This window comes from Xylophilus sp. PBN-3R, assembly GCF_057747805.1.
Genome location: NZ_JBYLEE010000002.1, coordinates 155,836 through 180,695, shown reverse-complemented (window position 1 = coordinate 180,695; position 24,860 = coordinate 155,836). Strand labels below are relative to the sequence as shown.

The following is a 24,860-nucleotide window of genomic DNA, read 5'->3' as shown; positions in this document are numbered from 1 at the left end:
ATCCGCGCAAGCCCTCGCTAGGCAGTAGATGAACGATCATGTATCGTGCACGATATGGCTTGCCACGAAGGCAGGCATGGACAAAAGGAGTTTAAACATGACTGTTCTGCGAGTTGCGCGCCGTACCCTCGCTTGTGCTGCAGCCCTGGCCGCCTGCATGCCCGCCTGGGCCCAGGAGTCCTATCCGAACAAGGCGATCACCTTGGTGGTGCCGTTCGTGCCGGGTGGAGGCACAGACACGGGCGCGCGCCTGATCGCGCCCAAACTGGCGGCCAAGTGGGGCCAAAGCGTGGTGGTGGACAACCGGGGCGGCGCTGGCGGTATTCTGGGCGCCGACATCGTCGCCCGGGCCAAGCCCGATGGCTACACCCTGCTGATGGCTAACGTCGGCACCCAGACCATCAACCCCTACCTGTATGCCAAGCTGCCGTACGACGCGCACAAGGCATTCACGCCCATCTCTCTGGTGGCCGACCTGCCCATCATGCTGGTGGTCAATCCCCAGTTCAAGGCGCAGGACGTGAAAGGCCTGATCGCCCTGGGCAAGGCCGAGCCCAATGCGTACAGCTACGCCAGCTCCGGCACCGGCAACTCCACCCACCTGGCCTTCGAGATCTTCCAGGCGGCATCGGGCGCCAGGTTCCAGCACATTCCTTATAAAGGCGGCGGCCAGGCCAATGCGGACGTGATCGCCGGCCATGTTCCCATGCAGTTCACCACCATCTTCGGCGCGACCGGCTTCGTGACCGGTGGCAAGTTCAAGGCGCTGGCCGTGGCTTCGGCCAAGCGCTCGGCAGCCCTGCCGAACGTTCCGACCATGGCCGAGGCCGGTTTACCTAACGCCGAACTGGCGTCCTGGATCGGCGTGCTGGCCCCGGCCGGCACGCCGAAGGCCATCGTCGACAAGATTGCGGCCGACATCCGTGAGGTGCTCGCCCAGCCCGACGTGCGCGAGGCCATGCTGGCCCAGGGCGCCGAGCCGCGCAGCAGCACGCCGGCGGTGTTCCAGCAGATCATCGACGCAGACATGCAGAAGTTCTCTGCCCTGATCCGTCGGCTGGATCTGAAGGCCGAGTAGTTCCGCCGGACCTCGATCGAGAACGCCCGGCCCGCTCAGTCCACCTGGGCGTTTGCGGACTTCACGATGGTGCGGAACCTGACCAGTTCGTCCCGCACGAACGCCCGGGTCTGTTGCCGCGTCATCGGACGGGGCTCGTTGCCGGCGGCCTCGATCCGCTCGCGGAATGCTGGCTCGGCCAGCACCCGCGTCACCTCGCCGTTGAGCCGGTCCAGCACGGTTTCTGGCGCGCCCGCAGGTGCGAACAAGGCCCACCAACCGATCATCTGGTAGCCCTGCACACCGGCTTCGCGCAGAGTGGGAATGTCACGTGTAACGGCGGCGCGTTGGGGGCCCGTCGTGGCCAGAAGCCGCATCTTCCCTGAGCGCGCCTGCGGCAGCAGGGTCGCGGTGTTGTCAATGACGAAATCCACCTGGCCGCCGATGGTGTCCATGATGGCCTGGACGTTGGTCTTGTAGGGCACATGCTCCATCGAGGTGCCGGACTCTCTCGCCAATAACGCCGAGGCCAGGTGGCTGGTCGTGCCATTGCCGGACGAGGCGTAGCGCCCGGGCTGCTTGCGGCTGGCGGCCAGCAGGTCCGCGACCGACCGGTAGGGGGAGGCGGCAGATACGGCCAAGGCGTATTCACTGATGGCCACTGTGGTGATGGGCGCGAAGTCGCGTTCCACGTCGTATCGCAGGCTGGAGTAGATCGCCGGGTTGATGGCGTGCGTGGAGTTCGTGCCCAGCAGCAGGGTGTAGCCGTCCGCCGGCGCCTTGGCGGCCTCCATCGTGGCCAGCGAGCCGCCCGCACCTGGCTTGTTGTCGACCACAAAGGTGGCTCCCATCGTCTCGGTCAGGCGTTGCGCGAGCTGGCGGGCCAAGGCATCGGCGGCTCCGCCAGGCGCGAACGGGACCAGCAGCCGGATGGGCCGGTTCGGCCAGCCAGGCTCAGCAGGGGCTGCCGATGCCGTAAGGGCGACGAGGCCCAAGATGAGTTCGATGCGGCCGCGAAATCTCATGCTGTCTCCTTCTTGATGGAAATCGGTTTCTTCCAGTGTCATGGGGATTCTTGTCTTAATCTTGTGTGCGCACATTCGGCAAAATAACAATTTCAAGAAACCGGTTACTTGTGTAGAGTGCGGCAAATCAAGACTTGGAGACGAACCCCATGCTGCTGCCTGCCAATGCCCGTGGCGTATATCCCATCGCCCCCACTCCCTTTCTGGAGGACGGGTCCATCGACACCGCGTCCATCGACCGGCTCTGCGATTTCTATGCATCCTGTGGCTGCACCGGCCTGACGGTTCTGGGCCTGCTGGGCGAGGCGCAGAAGCTGGAGCACAAGGAAGCCGTGGCCGTGGCCGGTCAGATGATCCGCAGGCTGCCGGGCCTGCCGGTGATCGCTGGCGCCAGCGCACCGGGCTTTGCCGCTATGCGGGCGCTGACCCAGGAGGTGATGACCCTGGGCGCGGCGGGCGTGATGATCGCGCCGCCGCACAGCCTGCGCACCGACGACCAGATCGTGGCTTATTACCGGCAGGCGGCTGAGGCCATCGGTGCGGATGTGCCCATCGTCGTACAGGACTTCCCGCTGGTTTTCACTGTACAGATGGCGCCTGCCGTCATACGGCGGATCTTCCAGGAGGTGCCCTCCTGCGCGATGCTCAAGCACGAAGACTGGCCCGGGCTCGACAAGATCAGCCAGTTGCGCGCCTGGCAGCAGGACGGTTCGATGCGGCGCATCCCCATTCTGTGCGGCAGCAACGGCTTCTTTCTCGACTATGAAATGCAGCGTGGCGCAGACGGTGCCAACACCGGTTACTGCTTCCCCGACATGCTGGTCGATTTCCTGCGGCTGCGCGATGCCGGAGAACTGGAAGCGGCCCATGACCTCTTCGATGCACACCTGCCGCTGATCCGCTACGAGCAGCAACCGGGTGTCGGCTTGGCCGTGCGCAAGTACGTGATGGCCCGGCGCGGTCTCATCACGACGGCGGCCCAGCGCAAGCCAGGCGTGGCCTTGAGCGAATCAAGCCGGCGGGATGTGGACCATCTGCTGCAACGCCTGGCGCGCCATGACGCGAGGGCTCGCTTGTGAGCGCTGCAAGCGGTGCTCATAGCCGTACGCCTCTGCTCGTCACTGGCGGCCTCTGGCCTCCACTGATGGCCGACCTGCAGGAGCGTTTCGATGTCACCGAACTGCCTGCGCTAGCCGGCTTGGCGACCGCTCCGGCGATTGCGCATTCCGAACGCTATGAGGTGATGGTGAGCTCGTCGCGCAACGGTCTGAGCGCCGGGCTGGTCCGGGCGCTCCCGCAACTCCGGATGGTGTCGAATTTCGGCGCCGGACTTGACAGCCTGGACCTTGCCGCCACGGCCGAACGCGGGATCCGCGTGGGCTACACGGCCGGGGTGCTGACGGAATGCGTGGCCGACTTGGCGTTCGGTCTCATGCTGGACGCCGCGCGGCAACTGGCGTTCGCCGATCGTTTCGTGCGGGCGGGCAGGTGGTCTGCGCGCGAGTCGTTCCCGTTGGGACGCAGCGTGCATGGAAAGCGCCTGGGGATCGCCGGCTTCGGTCGCATCGGCCGCGCCGTGGCACGCAGGGCGGCCGGGTTCGACATGCCGGTGCGCTACTTCTCCTCCCGGCGGGAAGCCGACCGGCCCGACGCTTTCGTCGCCGACCTGAAGGCGCTGGCGACCTGGGCGGATTTCCTGGTGCTGGCACTGCCGGGAGGGGCCGACACCCAGGGCATTGTGGACAGGGAAGTTTTGCACGCACTGGGCCCCACCGGCTTTCTGGTCAACGTGGCCCGGGGCAGTCTGGTCGACGAGGACGCTTTGGCTGACTGTCTGCAACGGGGAGCGCTCGGCGGCGTGGGGCTGGATGTGCACGCCCACGAGCCGAAGGTGTCCCAGGCCCTGATGCAGCTGGACCGGGTGGTGGTGGCGCCGCACATCGGCAGCAGCACGGAGGAAACCCGGCGGGCGATGGCCGACCTGGTGCTCGCCAACCTCGATGCGTATTTCTCCCGCCGGCCTCTGCCGTGCGAAGCCTCTTAACGCCCCACGAGATCCACAACACAAAGGAGACATTCCATGGACAAGCGAAGCCTGAATAAGTTGCTGCTGGTAAGCGTGCTGCCTGCCATATCCCCCATGGCCCGAGCGGCCGAAGAGGGGTTCCCGTCAAAACCCTTGCGCCTGGTCGTCACCACCGCGCCGGGAGGTGGGTCCGACACCATCGGTCGTCTGGTCGGCCAGAAGCTTGCCGACATTGCCGGTCAGCCAGTAGTTGTGGACAACAAGCCCGGAGCAGGAGGCGTGATCGGCACCAAGGCGCTGCTGCTGGCACCAGCGGACGGCTACACCTTGCTGCTGGCCACCAGCTCCACCCATGGCATCAATCCTTGGTTCTATGCCAACGTCGGCTACGACGCGGCCAAGGATTTTGCGCCACTCACCGTGGTGGCCAGTACGGATTACGCCCTGGCCGTGCCGGCCAACTCACCCTACAAAACGATGGGCGAGCTGATCGCCGCAGGCAAGACGAAGAAGGTCGATTACGGCTCTTCCGGCAACGGTACGACTACGCACCTGGCCGCTGCGCTGCTGGCCGTCGAAGCCCAGGCGAACCAGTTCGTGCACGTGCCCTACAAGGCCGCCATGAGCGCCCTCAACGGCCTGCTGGGCGGCGAGGTGGCCTTCATGTTCGAGAACACGAGCCTGTTCACGCCCTTCGTGCAAAGCGGGAAGGTGCGGCTGCTCGCCACCACCGGCGACAAGCGCTCTCCCGTGGCGCCGAATGTACCGACCCTTAAGGAGGCGGGTCTGCGTGACTACGAGGTTACCGGTTGGTTCGCGCTGGTCACCAACGCGGGTGCGCCGAAACCTGCGCTCGACTACCTCAACCAGCACCTACAGAAGATCCTGCGCATGCCCGATGTCGTGGAAAAGCTGGGCAGCCTGGGTTACGAGCCCATGCCGATGACGCTGGCCGACAGCCAAGCCTTCATGTCCGCGCAACTCGCCAAGTTCGGCGGCATTGTCAAGCGCGCCGGCATCAAGCCGGAATGAGCCGACCCCGTCATCCCCACGCAAAAGCCCCAGCCCCTATGACCGACAAGACCACCCCCCAAGGCCTCGCCCGCGGCCTCACAAATTACGGCGACCGCGATTTCTCCCTCTACCTGCGCAAGACCTTCGCCGGCGCAGCCGGCTACTCGCCCGAACTGATGGAGAAGCCCGTCATCGGCATCGCCCAGGCGCCCAGCGGCTTCAATCCCTGCCACCGCAACCTGCCCGAGCTGACCGAGGCGGTGAAGCGCGGTGTGCTGGCGGCCGGCGGACTGCCGCTGGACTTTCCGACCATCTCGCTGGGCGAGGCCTTCCTCAACCCTACCAGCATGAAGTTCCGCAACCTTCTGTCCATCGACATCGAGGAAATGGTGCGCGCCCAGCCCATGGACGCGGTGGTGCTGCTGGGCGGTTGCGACAAGAATGTGCCGGCCATGCTGATGGGCGCGGCATCCGCGGACATTCCAGCCATCCAACTGGTACCCGGTCCTATGTTGCCCATGCCCTTCGAGGGTGAACGCCTGGGCGCCTGCACCGACTGCCGCCGCTTCTGGGGCAAGTTCCGCGGCGGCGAAGTCAGCGAATCCAAGATTAAGGTGATTGAAGGCAAGCTGGCCACAACCGCCGGCACCTGCGCGGTGATGGGAACAGCCAGCACCATGGCCGCCATCGCCGAGACCCTGGGGATGTCGCTGCCGGGCACCGCGGCCATTCCCGCCGTCCACGCCGACCGTATTCGCGCTGCCGAAGCCAGCGGCCGACGGGCGGTGGAACTGGCGATCAAACCCATACGGCCCAGCCAGATCATCACGACGAAATCGGTGGAGAACGCGCTGCGCATCCTGCTGGCCATCAGCGGTTCGACCAACGCCATCATCCACTTGACGGCCATCGCTGGACGCCTGGGCATTCCAGTCTCGCTGGCGCGCCTCAATGAACTCAGCGACACCACGCCGGTGCTGGTCAACCTCAAGCCCACCGGTGAGCACTACATGGCCGACCTGCATGCGGCCGGGGGCGTCGGGGCAGTCATGCGTGAAATCAAGCACCTGCTGCACCTGGACTGCCTGACCATCACCGGCAATACCCTGGGCGAGCGGCTAGACGCCGAGTCCGCCTGGGTGGACCGTAAGGTGGTGCGCGCCTTCGACGATCCGATAGATCCGGTGGGGGGCCTGGTAGCGTTGTTCGGCTCGCTCGCGCCCAAAGGCGCCATCCTCAAGCGGGCGGCGGCCGACCCCGCACTCTTCGAGCGCACTGGCCGCGCAGTGGTGTTCGAGTCGCTCAACGACCTGGCCGACCGTATCGACGACCCGGACTTGGACGTCACGCCTGACGACTTCCTGGTGCTGAAGAACGCGGGCCCGCGCAGCGGCGCCGGCATGCCGGAGGCCGGATATCTACCCATTCCTGCCAAGCTGGCCCGCAAGGGACTGCGCGACATGGTGCGCATCTCCGATGCCCGTATGAGCGGCACTGCTTTCGGCACCGTGGTGCTGCATGTATCGCCCGAGGCCGCCGTGGGCGGCCCGCTGGCCCTGGTGCGCAACGGCGACCGTATCGTTCTGTCCGTTCAGGACCGCCGGCTAGATCTCCTGGTCGATCCGGCGGAACTCGAACGCCGCCGCGCCGAGCTGCCGCCGCCCGCTCAACTCCCAGTGCGCGGCTATGACCGCCTGTTCGCGCAAAGCATCCTGCAGGCCGAGGAGGGCTGCGATTTCGATTTCTTGCGCCAAGCCGGCGCGGCCACCACTGTCGAAAAGGACTGAGCCATGAATCTAGGTATCAAAGGAAAAACCGCGCTGGTACTGGGCGCCGGTGGCGGGTTGGGCGGTGCCATCGCACAGTGCCTGGCGGCCGAGGGCGTGCAGCTCGCGCTGGCAGACATCGATGCGAAGGCGCTGGCCGCGACGCAGGCGACACTCGCCGCCGGGACACGCAGCATTGCTATGGAGTGGGATCTGGCAAACCTGACGGCCATCGACCGCCAGGTCGCGCGCATTGAGGCGGAACTGGGGGCGGTGGACATCCTGGTCAACAACACCGGTGGCCCGCCGCCCACACCCGCTTCGGGCCAGAGCTCCGAATTGTGGGAAAAGCATTTCCGCTCCATGGTGCTGGCCGTGATTCAGCTGAGCGACCGCGTATTACCCGGCATGCGCGAGCGCGGATGGGGGCGCATCGTCACCAGCACCTCGTCGGGGGTGATCGCACCCATTCCCAATCTGGCGATCAGCAACGCTCTTCGCATGAGCCTGCTGGGTTGGTCCAAAACGCTGGCGCGCGAGGTGGGCCGCGACGGCGTGACCTGCAACGTCATCCTGCCCGGGCGTGTGGCCACGTCTCGCATCCGGTTTCTGGATGAGCAGAAGGCGAAGCGGGAAGGCAGGACAGTCGACGAAGTCAGCGTCGAGAGCACGGCCAGCATCGCGCTGGGGCGTTACGGCGAGCCGGCGGAGTACGGCCAGGCCGTGGCCTTTCTGGCGAGCCAAGCGGCCTCGTACATCACCGGGTCGGTGCTGCGAGTGGATGGAGGGCTTATCGCGTCCGTGTAGGTGGCAGACGGCTCCGGGGCACTGCTGTGGCGCGCTGGCACAATCGTCGGATGACCGTCGACCAGCCCAGCCCGGAAAGCGGACCCCGGCCCCGCAGCCGCATCCCCCGGGTCCGCACAGGGAATGCGACGGTGCGCGATGTCGCGGCCACCGCGGGAGTTTCCGTGGCCACTGTCTCGCGGGTGCTGAACGGCTTCTTGACCGTCGCGCCCGAACTCCGCCAGAAGGTCGAGGACGCCGCGGCTCGGTTGGCATTCACGCCGCACGCGGCTGCCAAGGCACTGGCATCGCAGCGGTTCATGACCATCGGCGCCGTCGTGCCGACGTTGGAGGAAACGCCGTTCGCAGTGGCCATCGCCGCATTGCAGCAGAGGCTCAAAGCCGAGGGCTATACCTTGCTGCTGGCCAGCTCCGGCTACGACCCTGAGGAAGAGTTGCGCCAGCTGCGCGCCATGTGCGCGCAGGGCATCGCAGGTGTGATGCTGGTTGGTTCCAAACGTTCGCCGGATGCCTACGCACTGCTGCGCGCGAAGGGCGTACCTTACGTCAACACCTGGGTGCTGGACAGCGCGCATCCGAGCGTCGGTTTCGACAACGAAGCCATCGGCCGGACTTTGGCCAACTATCTGCTGGACCTGGGCCATCGCAAGTTCGGAGTAATCTCCCAACTCTCCATCAATAGCGACCGGGCCGCCGGCCGGGTGTTGGGCGTGAAGGCGGCGCTGGCCACGCGCGGTTTCAAGCTGCGGCAGGAGATGCTGCTAGAGCGCACGCACAAGATTGCCGACGGCCAGCGGGCCATGCGCGAGATGCTGGCCGCGCCCAAGTCGAGCCGGCCGACGGCGGTGATTTGCGGCACCGACACGATTGCCTTTGGTGCCTTGGTAGCGGCGCAGGAACAGGGCCTTGAGGTACCGCGAGATGTTTCCATCACCGGCATCAGCGACAGTGAATTCGCGGCCCACCTAACGCCGCCGCTGACCACAGTGCGGTTGCCGGTGGCCGAGGTCGGGCTGCGCGCGGCCGAATACCTCATCGGGCGCATTGCCTCCAGCAGTGTCGACATCCGCACCTCCGTCGGCTTCAGCCTGGTGGAGCGCCACAGTACGGCAGCGCCGCCTGGTTGATCGTGCTCGCTCCGGCGCTGTCAGGCCAGGGTGTGAGCATCTTCATGGCCGCGCAGGCCGCACCGAAGCCGTTGTCGATGTTCACCACCACCAGGCCCGGCGAACAGCTGGTCAGCGCGCTGTCCAGTGCTGCCCGGCCGCCGGCGCCCACGCCATAGCCCACCGAGGTCGGCACCGCGATGATGGTGGAGCGCACCAGGCCGCCCAGCACACTGAACAGCGCGCCCTCCATGCCCGCGATGGCGATCACGATCGGGAAGGAGCCGATGAAGTCGATGCGTTCTAGCAAACGCCACAATCCCGCCACCCCGACGTCGCAGACCAGGGCCGGTTCGTGCCCGGAGAAATGCAGGGTGCGCATGGCCTCCCGGGCCACGGGCATGTCCGACGTGCCGGCGCAGACGATGCAGACTGGTATGGGCTGACGGGCTGGCGCGCCAGACATGGCGGTGCCCGACAACGGGTCGTAATCTAGGCCGGATGCGAGTGCTACGGGCAGTTGCCCGAACTTGTCCGGCGCCAGCCGCGTCAGCAGCAACGGGCGCCCTTCGGCCGAACGCAGGATCGCCGTGATTTGCGCAGCCGACTTGTGTTCGCACAGCACGGCTTCGGCCAGCCCGGTGCGCTGCTGGCGCTGCCAGTCGATCAGGAAGTCCGTCATGCGGCCACGCGGAGAAAAGCCGAGCCGCGGCGGTAGGGGCGCAGGCCGATGAAAGCCCGGCCGGCCTCGGTGCATCGCGCGCTCAGCCAGGTTTCCACCTGGGCACGACCGGCGCCGTCGGGCAGGCTGGCGCATTCCACCGCCACGCCGCGAGCGGTCACGCGGCAGCGCAGTGCGTCCTGACCGGGCAGCAGGGCGGGCAGGGCGGTCTCGATGTCTTCGATGAAGCGCAGTGTCGCCGCGTCCACCGGCACTCCGGTTTCGACCCGGCTCGACAGGCAGGGCTGGGCCGGCAGCGTCGCGATGCCCTCCAGGCCATGGGCGGCGGCCAGCTTGTAGATCTCCGCTTTGGTCACGCGCGCTTCGACGTACGGGTGGAACACGCCGGCTTCGGCGGCAGCGGTCAGGCCGGGCCGGAAATCGCCCAGGTCATCGAGGTTAGTGCCCGAGGCGATGGGTAGGTCAGTGGCCGAGCGGATACGGTTGTAGAGATTGCTCTTGCAGTAGTAGCAGCGGTTGACCGGATTGGCGACGTATCGCGGGTTGCCCAGTTCCTCGGCATCGATGAGGTGCAGCGACCAGCCGAAGCGTGTCGCGTGTTCCTGCACCCGGGCGGTTGCCGCGCCGGGCACGGCGGGCGAGACGGCATGGAACATCGAGACGGATCCGCCCGAAGCCTGCTGTGCCTGATGCGCGCAATAGGCCAGCAGCATGCTGTCCACACCGCCGCTGACGGCGATGGCCAGGCGTGGATGGGCCGCCAGAACGGCCTGCAATCGGGCGGCGATGGCCGGGGCGCTCATGCCGTGGCTCCTTCCGATTCGGTACCGGCCTTGGCGGCCCGGCGGGCGGCCAGACCATCGAAGGCCGACAGGTCGTCGTTCTCTGTCTTGACGGTGCGGTTTCCGTCCGGCCGCAGTGCGGTTTTGCGGCGCAGGGTCTGGCCCGACCAGGATGATTCGTCGGCCTGCCGGGAAAGGCAGAGTCGGTCCTCCCGCCGCCACCGCAGTCCCAGGGTGGCGGTTTCGTGGAAGCAGAGTTGGCTGACCTCATCGAAGGCATGCGGCTGCACCAGCAGATGGAAGTCCGTGACAGGCCGGCCTTTCTTGCCCTGCCGGGTTCCCAGTGTCAGGTCGATTACGTCGGGATGGGCGCGCAGCTTCTCCGCTGCAACGCCGATTTCCTCGCCACTCATGTCGTCCACGTCGAAGACCAGGGACAGCACCTCGTCCGTGCGAGGCGCGGTGGCGTCGGCCTGGGCCAGCACGGTGAAGACCATGGCGCGCAGGATGTTCGGCATGCCGGGCATGTCCCGGGTGCCCGCGCCGCAACCGACCCCGACCAGCAAGCTTCGCGTCGGTTTGCGCATGCGGGACGTGAGGTAGGCCAGGATGGCGGCACCGGTTGGTGTGATGCGTTCACCGCCCACGCCGTCCTGGCGGAATTCGAAATCCACCAGCAGCAGCGCGGTGGCGGGCGCAGGCACCGGCAGCAGCCCGTGCTGGGTATGCACCAGGCCATGGCCTTGCGGGATCGGCGAGACGCTCCAGCTTGCATCCGGCAGCGCCGCGATGATGCTGCCAGCGGCAACCACGTCCATGAGCGAATCCCAATCGCCGACCTCGTGGAAGTGCACCTCGTCGATGCCGACCCGGTGCACCCGGCTTTCCGCATCGGCCAGCTGCCCCAGGATGCCCAGCGCGGCCTCGGCCGTGCCGGGCTGCAGGGCGACGCGGGTCAGCAGGGCTTTCAGGGAGGCGAACGAGGTGCCATGGCTATGCACATGATCGTGATCGTGATCGTGATCGTGGTGGTGGTGGTGGTGGTGCGCTGGCTTCGCCCCAGCGATCGGGGGAACACCAAACCGCTGGGCGCCGATGCCGCCGCTGAGGCCGGCGGTCAGCTCCGGCAACTCGCAGTGCGCGGGCCGGATCGCCCGCAGATCCTGGAAGACCCGCTCGTGCAGCGCGGGCTGTGCGTCGAGCAGGGCGGCGACGAACATGTCGCCGGCGATTCCGCCGACCAGGTCCAGGTGGATGTGGATGTCTTTCATATGCGATCCCAAAGCACAGCAGGGCCACTGCGCGTTCGCAATGGCCCTATGGAAGGTTCAGATGGCAGGCCTGCTTATTCGACTCGGACGCCGGAAACCTCGACGAACTGCTTGAACTTGATCAGCTCGGTCTTCACGAAGTCCTGAGCCTGGTCGGCCGAGAAGTCGGTCGGCTCGTTGCCCAGGTCGGCGAAACGCGGCCGCAGCTCGGCCGAATGCGTGGCCTTCTGCACTTCCTTGTTCAGCAGGTCGACGATGGGCTTGGGCGTGTGGGCCGGTGCGAGCAGGGCCCACCAGCCGATGACCTTGAAGTTGGGCATGCCGGACTCGACCATGGTGGGCACGTTGGGCGCGATCCGCGAGCGCTCGGCGCCGGTGGTGGCCAGCAACTTGATCTTGCCCGCGGCGGCCTGGCCGGTCAGCGAACTGGTGTTGTCCACCACCAAGGTGATCTGGTTGGCCATCACGTCGTTGAGCGCCTGTGCGCCGCCCTTGTAGGGCACGTGGGTGAGCGGGGCTTTGGCGTACGCCGCGAGCAGTGCACCCGAGAGGTGGCCGGTCGTGCCGTTGCCGGAGGAGCCGTAGGTCACGTTGCTGGTCTTGCCCAGCTTGATGAGTTCGGCCAGATTGTTGGCGGGCACATTGGCGCCCACGCCCAGCGCGTAGTCGGTCGTCGCGAGGATGGAGACCGCGCTGAAATCCTTCAACACGTCATAAGGCAGCTTGGGGTAGAGCCAGGGGTTCACGCCATGGGTGGAGCTGGTGGCGAGCAGCAGGGTGTAGCCGTCGGCCGGAGCGCGCGCCACTTCTTGCGAGCCGATGACGCCACCGGCGCCCAGCTTGTTGTCGATGACGACTGGCTGCTTCAGGCTGATGCTCAACGCCTGACCGATGGCGCGTGCCATCACGTCGGTGCTGCCACCGGCGGAAAAGGGCACGACGATGCGGATCGCCTTGTTCGGGTAGTTCTGTGCGAATGCGGGGAGGGCCAATACCAGGCTGGCAATGGCGGTGGTCATGATTTTCTTCATATTTGTCTCTGTGAATAATGGGTGGGGTTTCTCGATTCAATGCCCGAGCCAGAAATCCTTGTCCAGATTGCCTTCGGAATTGAAGGCGAGTTCTTGTGGCTCGGTTAGCACTTGAATTCCTTTTCGCGCGGCGACGGTATCCAGAATCGATTCGGATACCTGTATATATTCCAGATGCAGCGTATTGGGGATACGGATCATGGAAATTCGCGCCGGATCCTGCGCGCCGCAGGTTTTTACGGCGGCTTGAATGGCATGCCGATCGGTAGGCATGGCCATGGGCAATGCGCCTGAGCTGAGCATATTGGAGGTGAGGCAGTTGGCATAAACGGCCTCACGGTTGAATTTTGCAAATAGCCTATCGGTTATGACATCGGCCCGGGCCACGCCATTGGCGTTCCCGTTGCTTTTCTCGCTGACTTCCAGTGCCGCGATTCGCGAAATGTCAGGGCCACCCGTTAATGCGTTGCTGGATGCCCGCCCTGTGATATTGGGATCCATGCCCGTACCGGCAAATTCTTTGCCAACATAATCCACCACCAGCACATCGAGTGGCCCGGATGCCAGTGGCTCAGACATGGGTCCCAAGGGCAGGCGGGGCAGGTTGCGCATGGCCTCTTGCAGATAGGGCTGTTCGGCTTCGACCATGCCCGGCACCGGCAACACCACGATCTTGGCCAACCGGTCGTAGGCATTCTCAATGGTGCCGATGCCAAAGAGAACCTTCGATTTTTCGAGCTTGACCCGCGCCATCTGGTCGATCAGGCGCGCCAGCCAGTCCACGCCCCAGGCATGACAGCTCTCTGCGCCCGACTGTTTGCCCAGACCGATGGACAGCATCTTGATGAGGCCGCTCTCGTTGGGGGCGCGGAAGCTGGTGTGCGGCTTGATGCGGTTGAACAGCACGATGCCGTCGGCCTCGTACGCGTGCCGGTCGATTTTTACGGGCATGCCATTGGGTAATTCGCCCAAGGCCACAGTATCCATGGACGACAGAATCTCGCAGCCTGCGGATGCTTCGGTTACGCCGAGTTTGGCCAGCACTTTCACCTGCCCCGCTGCCGATGCCTCGCCATGACTGCCCATGGCCGGAACGATGAAAGGATGTGCGCCACGGTTTTTGATCTCAGCGACGATGGCGCACACCAATTCCGGCAGACTGGCCATGCCCCTGCTTCCCACCGTCAGTGCTATACGCATACCGGGCTTTATTTGGTCGGCGCAATCCGGATTTTTGATAAGCGCCTCGGCAATGCCGGTGCGAATATCCTGAATTTCACTGGCCTCGAAAATCTGGCGCACCAATGCCATGCGCGGCAAGGGTGTGTCGTTCAGCAGGTTGACATATCGCGGGTGCGTCATGAGGCCAAAAATGCAGTGGGCCACGCCTTGTTTAAAAAACAGTGCCCGTAGGATTATGGAAATGGATGGACGAATCCTACGAGCGGCTCGCTCGTGTTGGCCCTAAGTGCAGGCACGTGAAAGCGCGACCCGTCCCAACATCTGGAATTTGCGAGCCGCGCCGCAAGCGCCTTACACCGCGCGTTCGGTTTCGACGTAGAGCGCGTAGAGCGAATGGCAGCTGGCCATGTAGAGGCGATTGCCTTTGGGGTCGCCAAAGGCCAGATTGGCGCAGCGCGCGGGCAAGCGGATGAAGCCGATGGGCTTGCCCTGTGGATTGAAGATCTTCACGCAGTCGAGTTCTTCAGACTTCCCCCGCGTCGGGTAGGCATTCATGCCCCCGCCGATGTCCGTTGGTCCGCTGGCCAGCGCGCCGTTATAGCCCCAGCCGCACCACAGGTTGCCGTCCTTGTGCACACGGAGGCCGTCGATGGAGCAGGGGCAGGATCATGACCGTCGGATCCGGATACCGCTTGCGGCGCGAAGTCGAAGGATTGCGCTGCGGCCGCGCCGCCCAGCCCGGTCAAAGCTGCGCCCACGGTGCCGCCGATGAAGCCGCGCCGGCTGAGTTCCTGGTGTTGCATGGTGTCTCCTCTTGGTTGTTAATACAGGAGCTCCGATGCAGATGCGCGGATGGCTTGTCTGTTCTGAAGACAGGTGCGCAAGCTGCTCCGCATTCCAAAGGGTGGAACTACGGCGTATCAGGGATTACGCCTGCCGCGGCAGGTTTCTTCGGCCTTCGACGGCGTGTCCGGCAGCGAAAGCCCGTGCTCTGCCAACAGCGGTTTGAGCGCAGCGACGATGTTTTCATCCAGTGGAACGCCGTGGACCTGCGCGTGGCGCTTGCGCACCATGGCCTGTTCTCCGGGAACCCGCACCTGTGCAACACCAGGGCGTGGCGGATTGGCCCGACATGTCTGCGCCAGCCAGGTGCTTTCATCGACAAACGCCTCCCGGCCACTAAAGAAGGCGGGGTCGATCACCTGCAGGAAAACATTCATCAGCGGCGCCGTGGGGCGGTCCCGTCGGCCCAGGCCGGAGAGACCCTGCGTCAGGGCCTCAACCAGCAGTGCCAGTCCGTAACCCTTATGGCCATGGTCCAAGCCGCCGACCGGCAGCAGCGAACCGTCGCCCGCTACCGCCACAGTCGGGTCGTCACTAGGATGCCCCTGCGCATCCATCACCCAAGGGGCGGGGAAGCGCCGGCCCTGCTGGGCGAGTTGACGGGCGCGGTTGAGGGTGGTGATGGAGGCGCTGATATCTAGAAGCACCGGGTCATCGGCCGTCGGAATGCCGGCGGCCAAAGGGTTGGGCGTGAACACGGCTCGGGTGCCGCCGTAGGGCGCCACACCCGCGGCCGACGGGCCGGAGCAGGTCAGGATGGGCATGAGCCCGCGCTCCGTGATGCGGGGCAGGTAGGTGGCCAGGGCGCCGATATGGTGGCTGCCGGCGATGGTCAGGGTGAAGACGCCATGTACCGCCACCCGCTCCAGCGCCAGCGTGATGGCGCGTGAGAGCAGCCAGGCGCCGGGCAGCGAATGTCCCTTCCAGGCCACGCAGGCGCCATGGTCGGCCACGGTCTCGGGTTCTCCTTCGCCGCGCATTTGGCCTTCCGCCAGCATCTTCAAGTACCAGGGGGCCAGGGCCAGGCCATGGGTGGCGTGGCCCATCATGTCCGCGTCGAGTAGCGAACGCACGACATCGTCGGCCTTGTCGGCGGGCAGACCGCTCCTGACGAACAGGGTCACGATCTGCTGGTGCGTTGCTTCGAGCGGGTACAGGGTGGTATTTGCAGCGGGTGTGGACATGGCGGCAACTTGGATGCGGACAGGGGGCGGTCCTGCATTGGACATGCGGCGGGGTCATCGGCATCCGTGCCGTCCTGGCTCCCTTCCCGGCTTTGTCCCGCCAAATGGAATCGCGGTCGCCGAAAACCGGACCCAGCGGCAGCGGGTATCGCTGGTTTGTTCCAGATACTGGATGAATCCGGCGGAATGCCGCGCTACTACGGGTGCCAAGGGGCGGCTTTCGGGGCGAACATGCCTGCAGGGCCGGCGAGGCCCGCAACGACAGACAAACCGAGACCGCCGCCATCCGATGAGCCCCACCACCACGCCAACCGCGTCCACGGTCGACGCTTCCTCCACCTTCCAGGGTTATGTGCGCGCCGACGGTCGCGTCGGAACCCGCAACTATCTGGGGGTCTTCATTGTCGGCAACTGCGCCGCCACGGCCGCCCGCAAGGTTGCGGACCATTTCACGGCCAAGCGCATGAAAGACTTTCCCCACGTCGACGGCGTGCTGCCCTTCGTTCACGAACTGGGCTGCGGCATGGAGAAGTCCGGCGAGCCCATGGACCTGCTGCGCCGCACCCTCGGCGGCAGCATCCGCAATCCCAATCTGTCTGGCGCGGTGGTGCTGGCCCTGGGCTGCGACCGCAACAACATCCGCGCCTTCCTGCAGCAGGAAGCGCTGGAGCCCGGCCCCACGCTGCACGCCATCGTGCTGCAGGAAGTGGGCGGCACCGCCAAGGCGATCGAACTGGGCATCGAAGCCATCCAGTCCATGCTGCCTCAGGCCAATGCCTGCCGCCGCGAGACGGCTTCCGCCGCGCATTTGGCCATCGGCCTGCAGGCCGGCGACGTGGAGCCGGACCACCCGGCCCAGGCCGCGCTCGGCGCGGCGGTGGACCTGCTGGTGGCCGCAGGGGGCACGGCCATCGTGTCGGGCACGGCCCAGGCCGCGCCGGGCCTGGTCGCGCGGGCGACCGAGCCGGCACTGCGCGACCAGATGGAGCAGCGCATCGTCTGGTGGAAGGACTACACACGGGGCCGCGACACCCGGAGCACCCGGCTGGATGCCTCCACGCAGCCCCGGCAGACCCAGGCCCAGGCCGACGAGGCCGCCGCGCTCCCCATGACCGGCCGCAGCCCGCTGACTGCGCTTTATGGCTATGCCCACGAAGTCAAGGTTCCGGGCCTGGTGTTCATGGATTCGCCGCGCTATGAGGCGGTGTCCGCCACCGGCCAGGTGGCCGCCGGCGCGAACCTGGTCTGCGTGCTGACCGCCAGCGGCAGCGCTTTCGGCGCACCGGCCGTCCCCACGCTGAAACTGGCCGCCGACAGCGCGGTCTATGCCGAGATGGAGGACGACCTGGATATCGACTGCGGCCCGGCCGTGCAGGGCGTCGACGCCGTGCAGGCCATGGGACGCCGCATTTTCGACAGCCTGCTGGCCCATGCCTCCGGCGAGCCGACCAAGGCCGAGGAACTGGGCGTAGGCGAGAACGAGTTCGTGCCCTGGCCCGTGGGTGTGCTGGCCTGAAGCCGCATCGCCCTTCCAACGATCATCCGACAAGATCCATGAGCACCACCGTCGCCCCCATCACCCCGGTCCTGGCCTCCACCGTCAAGCCATCCGAAGCCGTTCTGCGCAACCCTTTCATCCGGCTGGACCCCAAGGACAACGTCGTTGTTGCCCGCATCGCCGTCGCGCCGGGCGCTACCGCCCCGGACGAGGGCGTCACGGCCCTGCAGGACATCCCCTCGGGCCACAAGATGGCCGCCCGCCCAATCGCCAAGGGCGCGCCCGTCCTCAAATACAACACCGTCATCGGTTTCGCCAGCGAGGACATCGCGCCCGGCACTTGGGTGCACAGCCATAACATCGTGTTCGACGACGTGGTCAAGGACTACCGCCACGGCCTGGACTATGTGCAGACCGACCTGATCGCGCCGGCCGCGCGCGCCCGCTTCCTGGGCATACGCCGGGCCGATGGCCGGGTCGCCACGCGCAACTACCTAGGCGTGTTCGCGCTCAGCCATAGGGCTGCGACCGTCGCCCGCAAGATCGCCGAAGCCTTCGACGAAGAACTGCTGGCCGACTTCCCCCGCATCGACGGCGTGGTGCCCTTCGTGCATGAGCTGGGCGCCAGCATGGAACTGAGCGGCGAGCCGATGGACATGCTGCGCCGGACACTGGGCGGCACCATCGCGCATCCCAACACGGCTGGTGCCTTGCTGATCTCATTCGCGGCCGACGACGACAACCCCATGGACGAGCTGATGGCCCTGCAGGGACTGCAGGCCGGCCCCATGGTGCAGACCCTGGTGGTGCGGGAGGCCGGCGGTACTCGCAAGGCCATCGAGCGCGGCATCGAGCAGGTCCGCACCATGCTGGCCCAGGCAGATGCGGTGAAGCGCGAGCCGGTCTCGGCCGAGCACATCATGATCGGCCTGCAGTGCGGGGGCTCGGATGGCTTCTCCGGCCTGTCGGCCAATCCAGCCCTGGGCGTGGCGATGGAGATCCTGGTGCGCAACGGCGGCACCGCCATCCTCTCGGAGACCTCGGAGATCTTCGGCGTGGAGCAAACGTTGACGGCCCGGGCCCGCACTCCCGAGGTCGGCCGGAAGCTGGTGGATCGCATGAACTGGTGGCTCAAGTACAACGAGGGCCGCGACACGCAGATCAACGGCCAGGTCAGCCCTGGCAACAACGCCGGCGGCTTGGCCAACGTGCTGGAAAAGTCCCTGGGCGGCGCCAAGAAAGGCGGCAATGCGCCGCTGATGGAGGTGTACGAGTACGCCGAGCGGGTGGAGCAGCATGGCCTGGTCTTCATGGACACCCCGGGCTACGACCCGGTGGCGGCGACCGGGCAGATCGCTGGTGGCGCCAACATGGTGTGTTTCACCACCGGCCGGGGTTCCTGCTTCGGCTCGGTGCCCGCGCCCACCATGAAGCTGGCCAGCAACACGCCTATGTATGTCCGCATGGAAGCCGACATGGACATCAACTGCGGCCCGGTGATCGACGGCGAGGCGACCCTGGCCGAGATGGGGCAGAAGATCTTCGACCAGATCCTGCGCCATGCCAGCGGCGAGCCCACCAAGAGCGAAGCCCTGGGCGTGGGCGAGAACGAGTTCGTGCCCTGGCCGTTGGGCGTGACGGAGTAAGCCGGCTGCGTGCGCGGGGCCTGCCAGCCCCGCGCCGTTTCAGATCGCGCCGCGCACGTTCACGTAGAGCGCGTAGAGGGAATGGCTGGCCGCCATGAAGAGGCGGTTGCGCCGGGCACCGCCAAAGCAGAGATTGGCGCAGCGCTCGGGCAGGTGGATGTGCGCCAGGCGCTGGCCGTTGGTGCCGAACACCATCACGCCGTCGAGCGCTTCCGGGTCGGCCTCGGCTGAGCCGTTGCTGCCCCATCCGCACCACAGGTTTCCGTGCTCGTCGCAGCACATGCCGTCCAGGGCGCCAGGGCCCTGGGCATCGACATGCAGGCGCTTGTTGGAGAGCCGGCCCTCCGGGCCCAGGTCGTAGGCCCATATGGCCCGGCCGGGTTGTCGGCGGCTTTCGATCACGAAGAGGACGGATTGGTCCGGGTTGAAGCACAGGCCGTTGGGGCCGGCGAGGTCGGTGGTCACCCGGCGGGTCTTACCCGTGCCGGGGTCGATGCGGTAGACGGCCTCGGGCAGCTCGGGCTCGGCGCGCTCTCCTTCGAAATCGTTGATCAGGCCGAAGGGCGGGTCGGTGAACCAGACCGCGCCGTCCCGGCCGCAGATGATGTCGTTGGGGGAGTTGAGCCGCTTGCCCTCGAAGCGGTCCGCCAGGACGGTGATGCTTCCGTCGTGCTCGGTGCGGGTCACACGGCGGCCCAGGTGTTCGCAGGCCAGCAGCCGGCCCTGGCCGTCGCGTGCCAGGCCGTTGGACTGGTTGGAAGGGTGGCGAAACAGACCGAGCCGGTTCTCCACGTCGTCCCAGCGCAGGATGCGGTTGTTGGGAATGTCGGAGAACAGCAGGTAGCGGCCATCGCCGAACCACACCGGGCCCTCGCCCCAGCGCATGCCGGTCGCCAGCCGCTCCAGGCTGGCGTTGAAGACGCGGTAGGGAAGGAAGGCCGTATCCAGGATCTCGATGGCCGGTTCGGGAAAGCGCAGGGAAGGTTGCCAGTTGTCCATCGTCGGATTGTCCGATGCCTCAGGCGGTGTGCAGGGCGCTGCGGGCATCGACGTCGTCGCCGCCGGGATGATGGGGCGGGCGGGCGCACAGCACGCAGATGCCCCCCAGTACGCCGCAGGCCGCGAGCACTGTGTAGGCGGTGGCGTAGTCGTGGGTCATGCCGTTGAGAGTGCCCACGATGGTCGAGCCGAAAAAGCCGCCCACGAAATTGCCCACGGCACCGACGAAAGCCACGGCGGTGATTGCCTGGTTGCTGGGCAGCAGTTCGGTCACGTAGGCGAAGATCAGGGGCAGGAACATCTGCAGGAAAAAGCCCATCGCCGTGTAGAGCGCCATCTGCAGTGCAAAGGACTTGGCCGGTGTGTTGGCGCCGACGGCCAGCAGCAGCCCGGCGATGATCATGGGAATACCGGCGTGCAGGCGCCTCTCCTGGCGGCGATCGGAACTCCTGGTGGCGACCAGCATGCCGGCGATGGCACCGCACCAGGGCAAGGCGCTCAGGAATCCGACGCTGATCGAGCCCATCTGGCTGGCGCTGGCGATCGAGGAAGGCAGCCAGAGCGTGAAGCCGGAAATCAGCATATTGGTGAGCGAGAAACCGAGCGCCAGCAGCCAGACGGCCTTGACCTTCAACACGGCGGAGAAGCGCGCCTTGGCGACCGGCGCCGCGGCGCCGAACTCGGCCTGTTCCTGCGCAAGGGCCCGGCTCAGGGCCTGCTTCTCGTCTTCCTGCGGGAAGCGGGCCTTGGCGATGCTGGCGGGCATGCGCCAATACCAGACCATGGCCCACAGCCAGGCTGGCGCGCCTTCGGCGACCAGCATGAAGCGCCAGTCATGGCTGGCCAGCACCATGCCGGAGATGGGCCCTGCGAGCAGCGCGCCCAACGGCACGCTGATGTTCCACCAGCCGAAGGCGCGCGCGCGTTCGGATCTGGTGAACCATTCCGCTGTGACGCTGGCGGCGGCCGTCCAGACCGGCCCTTCGGCGATGCCGAAAACGAGTCTGACCGCCAGCACCTCGTAGAAGGTGCGTGCCAGGCCGGTCGCCATGGCGGCCGCGCCCCAGACGATCAGGCAGACCAGCACGGTGCAGCGCGCGCCCAGCCGGGGCACGATCCAACCTGCCGCCAGGAAGGTCAGGACATAGCCCCAGAAAAACACGCCGCCGATCAGGCCGGCCTCGGTGCCCGATAGCGCGAATTCCTGCCGCATGTGGGGCAAGGCCAGACCGATGTTGGTGCGGTCGAAATAGGAAATCGTGTACATGAGGAACACGACGGGGACGATGTGGAACCAGCGTGAGGTTCCCAGGGCTGGGCCGGAAGTCGGCATGTAGTGCATTGTTGTCTCCAGTGGGTTGAGGCCACGGCGCGCGCAGGCGCGGTCGGGGTCACCCCATGGCGGAATCGGCCAAGCCCGCGCACAAGCGGTTCAGCGGCAGTCATGCCGCTGGAATTCCAGACTCTGGTATTGAGGACGTGAAAAGGTCGGCGCTACAGCGCGATCTCCAACAGACGGCCGGACAGGGGCGCCGATTTGAGGGTGTCCAGTGCGACGGGCTGGCGCGCGCTGGTGACGAACAGCCGGTCCTGATGCTCGCCGCCGATGGCGATGCCGGTAGGGTAAGGCACCGGCAAGGGGATGGACCGGTCGAAGCTGCCATCCTCGCGGAAGCGCACCACGCTCCAGCCATCACGCAGAGCGGTCCAGACGCCGCCGACTGCATCTACTGCCAGGCCGCTGAGCACGCCTGAGCCGCGGGAGACCGAGGCCAGGCGCCGTATCAGCGTGCTGCCGCGCTGCATCATGAAGATGGCGCCGGATTGGGGGGCCGTGGCGTAGAGCACGCTGCCGTCCTGGTTCCAGCAGAGGCTGTGTACTGCCTCGTCGAACTCCCAGACGCGCCGGAAACCACCGTCGCCGCCGATGCGGCCGATGACCGAACCCTGGTTGGAGGGTAGGGCGACCCAGATCTCGCCTTGCGGGTCGGCTTGTACGGCGTGCAACTGCATGGCGCGCCAGCTGGCCAAGGGCTGCAGAACGCCATCCACCAGTTCCAGCGCACCTTCGTCATGGACCAGGCACACCCTGCCTTCGCGGAAGAACATTCCGGTGATGGGTTGTTCTGAGCGGATCGGCACTGCGTCGTTTTCGCCGGGACCGTAGCAGCGCAGTGCGGGGGAGAGCGCATCCACCCATTGCAGATAGGCGCCGTCCGCGCACCAGTGCGGGAAGGCGCCGTACAGGGAGGGTGCCGCGTTGACGGCCATGACGGTGTTGTCGCCGCGCGGGGCAGGATCGGCCGCCAGTCGCGCGCCGATGCGGCGGGCGGCCTCCGCGATCTCAGGCCCCAGCAGTTCGATGCGGGTGCGCGGTAGCCGGTAGGCGGGGCCGGCCACGCTGATCGCGCCTCGGACCTGGCCCTGTTGGTCGATGACCGCCGCACCGACGCAGCGCACGCCAGGCACGTTCTCCTCGTCATCGATCGCCCAGCCCCGCGCCCGGGTGGCCCGCAGCTCGGCATGCAGGCGACGCCGGTCGGTCAGGGTAGCCGGCGTCAGGGGCTTGAGCGTCACGGCCGCCAGCATGTCCTCCCGCGCCACGGTGTCCAGCGCGGCCAGGATGGCCTTGCCTTGGCTGGTCGCGTAGATCGGCTTGCGGTGCCCCAGGCTGGCGTTGCTGCGGTGGCTATGGGCGCCGTCGAAGCGCTCCAGCGAGATCACATCCAGGCCCTCGACTGTGCCGATGTAGCTGGTCTCGCCGGTCAGGTCACGCAGGTCGCGAAGCTCCTGTGCGGCGGCCACAACCAAATCAGGCATGGCGAAGGCTTGGCGGGTGAGCTCGAAACAGCGCAGGCCCAGGCAATACACCCTCCGCGACGGGTCGCGCCGCACCAGACCGCGGGCGGTGAGTGTCGCCAGCAGGCGGTAAACGGTCGTGCGCGGCAGGCCCATCAGCTCTGCCAGATCGTTGTGGCTGATGCCTCCAGGTTGGCGGCCGATAGCCTCGAGCACGTCGATCGCCTTTTCCAGCGAGCCGGTGCCGTCGCCAGCGCGGGGAGTGTCCATATCGTTTCGTCTCAACTTGTGGAATGAAGCCGGCTTCTTGCGGCTGGCCCTGCGCGCCATTCTTACTCCGCGCTCCTAGCATGGTCACGCGTATCGCGACCGCTGCCGCCCTCTCATTCCAAACCGTGGAATCGAGGGGACGTTTCCGGCCGCGTTCGGCCCTCTTTCACTCCAAAGCTGAACACCATGACTCTCTTCTCTGCCGACAAGGCCCACATCACGACTGGCAAACCTGCAGTGCGCGTCAGCGACGCCGTGCTGGACCGGCTGGCCAAGGTCAGCAGCGGCACCCTGACCTCGCAACTGCTCAAGCGCGGTTTGCGCCAGCCGGTGATGGTGGGCGTGCGTCCTCTGAACAAGCAACTGTCGGGCTTCGCCGGCCGTGCCTTCACCATGCGTTTTATCCCGGCTCGGGAAGACATCGACACCGGAGCCACCGTCACCACCGAGCCCAGCCCGGTCAACCTGCAGTGGGTGGGTGTGGAGGCTCTGGAAGCCGGCGACGTGATGGTGATAGACAGCCGCTGCGACGTGCGCGCCGCCTCCATGGGCGACATTCTGGTCACCCGTATGCAGCTGCGTGGCGCGCGCGCCGTGGTGACAGACGGCGCCTTCCGTGACGGCCTGGAGATCGGCGAGATGAAGATTCCCGCCTGGTGCAGCGGTGTCACCGCAACCTCCCGGCTGTCCTTCCACCATGTGGCGGATCTGCAGGTGCCGGTGGGCTGCGCCGGCGTCGCGGTCTATCCGGGCGATGTGATCCATGGCGACGGCAACAACATCACGGTGATCCCCGCCTACATGGCCGAAAAAGTGGCCGACGCCTGCGAGGCCCAGGACGACCTGGAACACTACATCGCCATGCGCGTGCGCGCTGGTGCGGTGGTGTGGGGTGTGTTTCCCGCCAACGAGCAGACCCGCGCCGAATACCGGCAGTGGGTGGCCGATGGCCGGCCGGCGTTGCCCGACCTGACCGCGGTCGAACCGGACGCCGCGAAATGAAAAAGGCCGCATTGCCGATACGCCCGGCCACCCTGGCCGATTGGACCCTGGACGCGCCGCAGCAGGTCGATGCCCAGGGCAACCGCAGCTGGGTGCTGCGCACCGCGCATTTTGTGGTTGCGCTGACCAAGGTGCGGGGCGAGGCCCGGCTGGACCGTGAACACCAGCCAGACGAATACATGCTGGTACTGCCGCCCGGCATGCGGGCCGAGGTGCGCGCCGGGGCCGATCAGGCCGTGGCGCAGGTCGAAACCCTGTTCATCGTGCCGCCTGGCGCCAGCCAGGTGCGCCTGTCCGGCGATGGTCTGGTGGCGCGCATCTTCTCCGACAAGGTCGACGACATCTGCGCGCTGGCCTCCAACCAGAGTGACTACGCAGGCACCTGTGCCGACGTCGCCCAGGCTGCGCCGTGGCCGGAGCCCGAGGATGGCCTGCGCCTGCGGGCCTATGCGCTCGCGCAATACAGCGGTGCGGCCAACATTGCGCGGATCTTCCGCAGCACCAACCTGATGGTCAACGTGATGGACGTCTACAACGCCGCACGTGATTCAACCTCGTTGATGCCGCATTCGCACGAGGACTATGAGCAGATCACCCTGTGCATGGCCGGCCCCTTCGTGCACCACCTGCGCGCGCCCTGGCAGCCGGATTCGACGCAGTGGCGCCCGGATGAACACCTGACGATCGGCAGCCCCTCGGCCCTGGTGATTCCACCCCGGCTGATCCACACCACCCAGGCGATGGCCGCCGGCTGCTCGCTGATCGACGTGTTCGGTCCGCCGCGCATGGATTTCTCGCTGATCCCGGGCATGGTCCGCAACCACGACGACTACCCCATGCCGCTGGTGGCCCAGCCGGCCTGAGCGCCGG

21 protein-coding genes and 1 pseudogene are annotated in these 24,860 nt (G+C 66.4%); 11 read left to right on the top strand and 11 right to left on the bottom strand.

What is annotated here, in order from left to right; all coding sequences use genetic code 11:
* Positions 1 to 97 precede the first annotated feature (97 nt).
* Positions 98 to 1,078, top strand: a complete 981-nt coding sequence (locus AC3ANW_RS24005) for a Bug family tripartite tricarboxylate transporter substrate binding protein (protein WP_488345539.1) — start codon at positions 98 to 100, stop codon at positions 1,076 to 1,078.
* Positions 1,079 to 1,113: 35 nt separating this feature from the next.
* Here AC3ANW_RS24005 and AC3ANW_RS24000 read toward each other — a convergent pair whose 3' ends face one another.
* Positions 1,114 to 2,082 carry a Bug family tripartite tricarboxylate transporter substrate binding protein gene (locus AC3ANW_RS24000; protein WP_488345538.1) on the bottom strand — a complete coding sequence of 323 codons (969 nt, stop codon included), beginning with the start codon at positions 2,080 to 2,082 and terminating at the stop codon, positions 1,114 to 1,116.
* Positions 2,083 to 2,231: 149 nt separating this feature from the next.
* On the opposite strand from AC3ANW_RS24000, the gene AC3ANW_RS23995 reads away from it, so the two are divergent.
* From AC3ANW_RS23995 to AC3ANW_RS23970, 6 genes are all read left to right on the top strand, one after another.
* A complete protein-coding gene (locus AC3ANW_RS23995; RefSeq protein WP_488345537.1) occupies positions 2,232 to 3,161 on the top strand; it encodes a dihydrodipicolinate synthase family protein in 930 nt (309 codons plus the stop codon).
* 65 nt (positions 3,162 to 3,226) lie between these two features.
* Entirely contained in the window at positions 3,227 to 4,126 is a 900-nt protein-coding gene (locus tag AC3ANW_RS23990; protein ID WP_488345536.1) for a 2-hydroxyacid dehydrogenase, read from the top strand.
* 36 nt (positions 4,127 to 4,162) lie between these two features.
* Positions 4,163 to 5,140 carry a Bug family tripartite tricarboxylate transporter substrate binding protein gene (locus AC3ANW_RS23985; RefSeq protein WP_488345535.1) on the top strand — a complete coding sequence of 326 codons (978 nt, stop codon included), beginning with the start codon at positions 4,163 to 4,165 and terminating at the stop codon, positions 5,138 to 5,140.
* Between the two features lie 38 nt (positions 5,141 to 5,178).
* A complete protein-coding gene (locus tag AC3ANW_RS23980) occupies positions 5,179 to 6,909 on the top strand; it encodes a dihydroxy-acid dehydratase (protein WP_488345534.1) in 1,731 nt (576 codons plus the stop codon).
* A gap of 3 nt (positions 6,910 to 6,912) precedes the next feature.
* Complete coding sequence (locus AC3ANW_RS23975) at positions 6,913 to 7,695, top strand: SDR family oxidoreductase (protein WP_488345533.1); 783 nt, start codon at positions 6,913 to 6,915, stop codon at positions 7,693 to 7,695.
* Between the two features lie 164 nt (positions 7,696 to 7,859).
* The gene (locus tag AC3ANW_RS23970; protein WP_488345532.1) at positions 7,860 to 8,822 is read left to right on the top strand and encodes a LacI family DNA-binding transcriptional regulator; all 963 of its coding nucleotides are present in this window, start codon (positions 7,860 to 7,862) and stop codon (positions 8,820 to 8,822) included.
* On the opposite strand, the gene larB is transcribed toward AC3ANW_RS23970, so the two are convergent.
* From larB to AC3ANW_RS23935, 7 genes and pseudogenes are all read right to left on the bottom strand, one after another.
* Positions 8,779 to 9,483, bottom strand: a complete 705-nt coding sequence (larB, locus tag AC3ANW_RS23965) for a nickel pincer cofactor biosynthesis protein LarB (protein WP_488345531.1) — start codon at positions 9,481 to 9,483, stop codon at positions 8,779 to 8,781. The two genes, AC3ANW_RS23970 and larB, sit on opposite strands and share 44 nt — an antisense overlap.
* Entirely contained in the window at positions 9,480 to 10,286 is an 807-nt protein-coding gene (gene larE / locus AC3ANW_RS23960) for an ATP-dependent sacrificial sulfur transferase LarE (RefSeq protein ID WP_488345530.1), read from the bottom strand. Before larE ends, larB begins: the two co-directional genes overlap by 4 nt.
* Positions 10,283 to 11,536, bottom strand: coding sequence for a nickel pincer cofactor biosynthesis protein LarC (larC, locus tag AC3ANW_RS23955; protein ID WP_488345529.1), 1,254 nt, complete (start codon positions 11,534 to 11,536; stop codon positions 10,283 to 10,285). The genes larE and larC overlap by 4 nt, the downstream gene beginning before the upstream one ends.
* 74 nt (positions 11,537 to 11,610) lie before the next feature.
* A complete protein-coding gene (locus tag AC3ANW_RS23950; protein WP_488345528.1) occupies positions 11,611 to 12,567 on the bottom strand; it encodes a Bug family tripartite tricarboxylate transporter substrate binding protein in 957 nt (318 codons plus the stop codon).
* A gap of 36 nt (positions 12,568 to 12,603) precedes the next feature.
* The gene (locus tag AC3ANW_RS23945) at positions 12,604 to 13,929 is read right to left on the bottom strand and encodes a nickel pincer cofactor-dependent isomerase, group 22 (RefSeq protein ID WP_488345527.1); all 1,326 of its coding nucleotides are present in this window, start codon (positions 13,927 to 13,929) and stop codon (positions 12,604 to 12,606) included.
* A gap of 171 nt (positions 13,930 to 14,100) precedes the next feature.
* Positions 14,101 to 14,403 (bottom strand): annotated as a pseudogene (locus AC3ANW_RS23940) (SMP-30/gluconolactonase/LRE family protein); the annotation flags it as partial.
* Between the two features lie 266 nt (positions 14,404 to 14,669).
* Entirely contained in the window at positions 14,670 to 15,776 is a 1,107-nt protein-coding gene (locus AC3ANW_RS23935; protein WP_488345526.1) for an Ldh family oxidoreductase, read from the bottom strand.
* A gap of 289 nt (positions 15,777 to 16,065) precedes the next feature.
* On the opposite strand from AC3ANW_RS23935, the gene AC3ANW_RS23930 reads away from it, so the two are divergent.
* Both AC3ANW_RS23930 and AC3ANW_RS23925 read left to right on the top strand, forming a co-directional pair.
* A complete protein-coding gene (locus AC3ANW_RS23930) occupies positions 16,066 to 17,292 on the top strand; it encodes a UxaA family hydrolase (protein ID WP_488345525.1) in 1,227 nt (408 codons plus the stop codon).
* Between the two features lie 38 nt (positions 17,293 to 17,330).
* Positions 17,331 to 18,920, top strand: a complete 1,590-nt coding sequence (locus tag AC3ANW_RS23925) for a UxaA family hydrolase (RefSeq protein WP_488345524.1) — start codon at positions 17,331 to 17,333, stop codon at positions 18,918 to 18,920.
* Positions 18,921 to 18,959: 39 nt separating this feature from the next.
* On the opposite strand, the gene AC3ANW_RS23920 is transcribed toward AC3ANW_RS23925, so the two are convergent.
* The 3 genes from AC3ANW_RS23920 to AC3ANW_RS23910 all read right to left on the bottom strand — a co-directional run bounded on the left by AC3ANW_RS23920 (position 18,960) and on the right by AC3ANW_RS23910 (position 22,988).
* Positions 18,960 to 19,919 carry an SMP-30/gluconolactonase/LRE family protein gene (locus AC3ANW_RS23920; RefSeq protein ID WP_488345523.1) on the bottom strand — a complete coding sequence of 320 codons (960 nt, stop codon included), beginning with the start codon at positions 19,917 to 19,919 and terminating at the stop codon, positions 18,960 to 18,962.
* A 19-nt stretch (positions 19,920 to 19,938) separates the two neighbouring features.
* Complete coding sequence (locus tag AC3ANW_RS23915; RefSeq protein ID WP_488345522.1) at positions 19,939 to 21,261, bottom strand: MFS transporter; 1,323 nt, start codon at positions 21,259 to 21,261, stop codon at positions 19,939 to 19,941.
* Positions 21,262 to 21,413: 152 nt separating this feature from the next.
* A complete protein-coding gene (locus AC3ANW_RS23910) occupies positions 21,414 to 22,988 on the bottom strand; it encodes an IclR family transcriptional regulator domain-containing protein (RefSeq protein ID WP_488345521.1) in 1,575 nt (524 codons plus the stop codon).
* Between the two features lie 186 nt (positions 22,989 to 23,174).
* Here AC3ANW_RS23910 and AC3ANW_RS23905 point away from each other — a divergent pair, with 186 nt between their 5' ends.
* Both AC3ANW_RS23905 and AC3ANW_RS23900 read left to right on the top strand, forming a co-directional pair.
* Positions 23,175 to 23,990: an RraA family protein gene (locus tag AC3ANW_RS23905; protein WP_488345520.1), complete on the top strand. Its 816-nt coding sequence runs from the start codon at positions 23,175 to 23,177 to the stop codon at positions 23,988 to 23,990.
* Positions 23,987 to 24,853, top strand: a complete 867-nt coding sequence (locus AC3ANW_RS23900) for a cupin domain-containing protein (protein WP_488345519.1) — start codon at positions 23,987 to 23,989, stop codon at positions 24,851 to 24,853. The genes AC3ANW_RS23905 and AC3ANW_RS23900 overlap by 4 nt, the downstream gene beginning before the upstream one ends.
* The last annotated feature ends 7 nt before the right edge of the window (positions 24,854 to 24,860 follow it).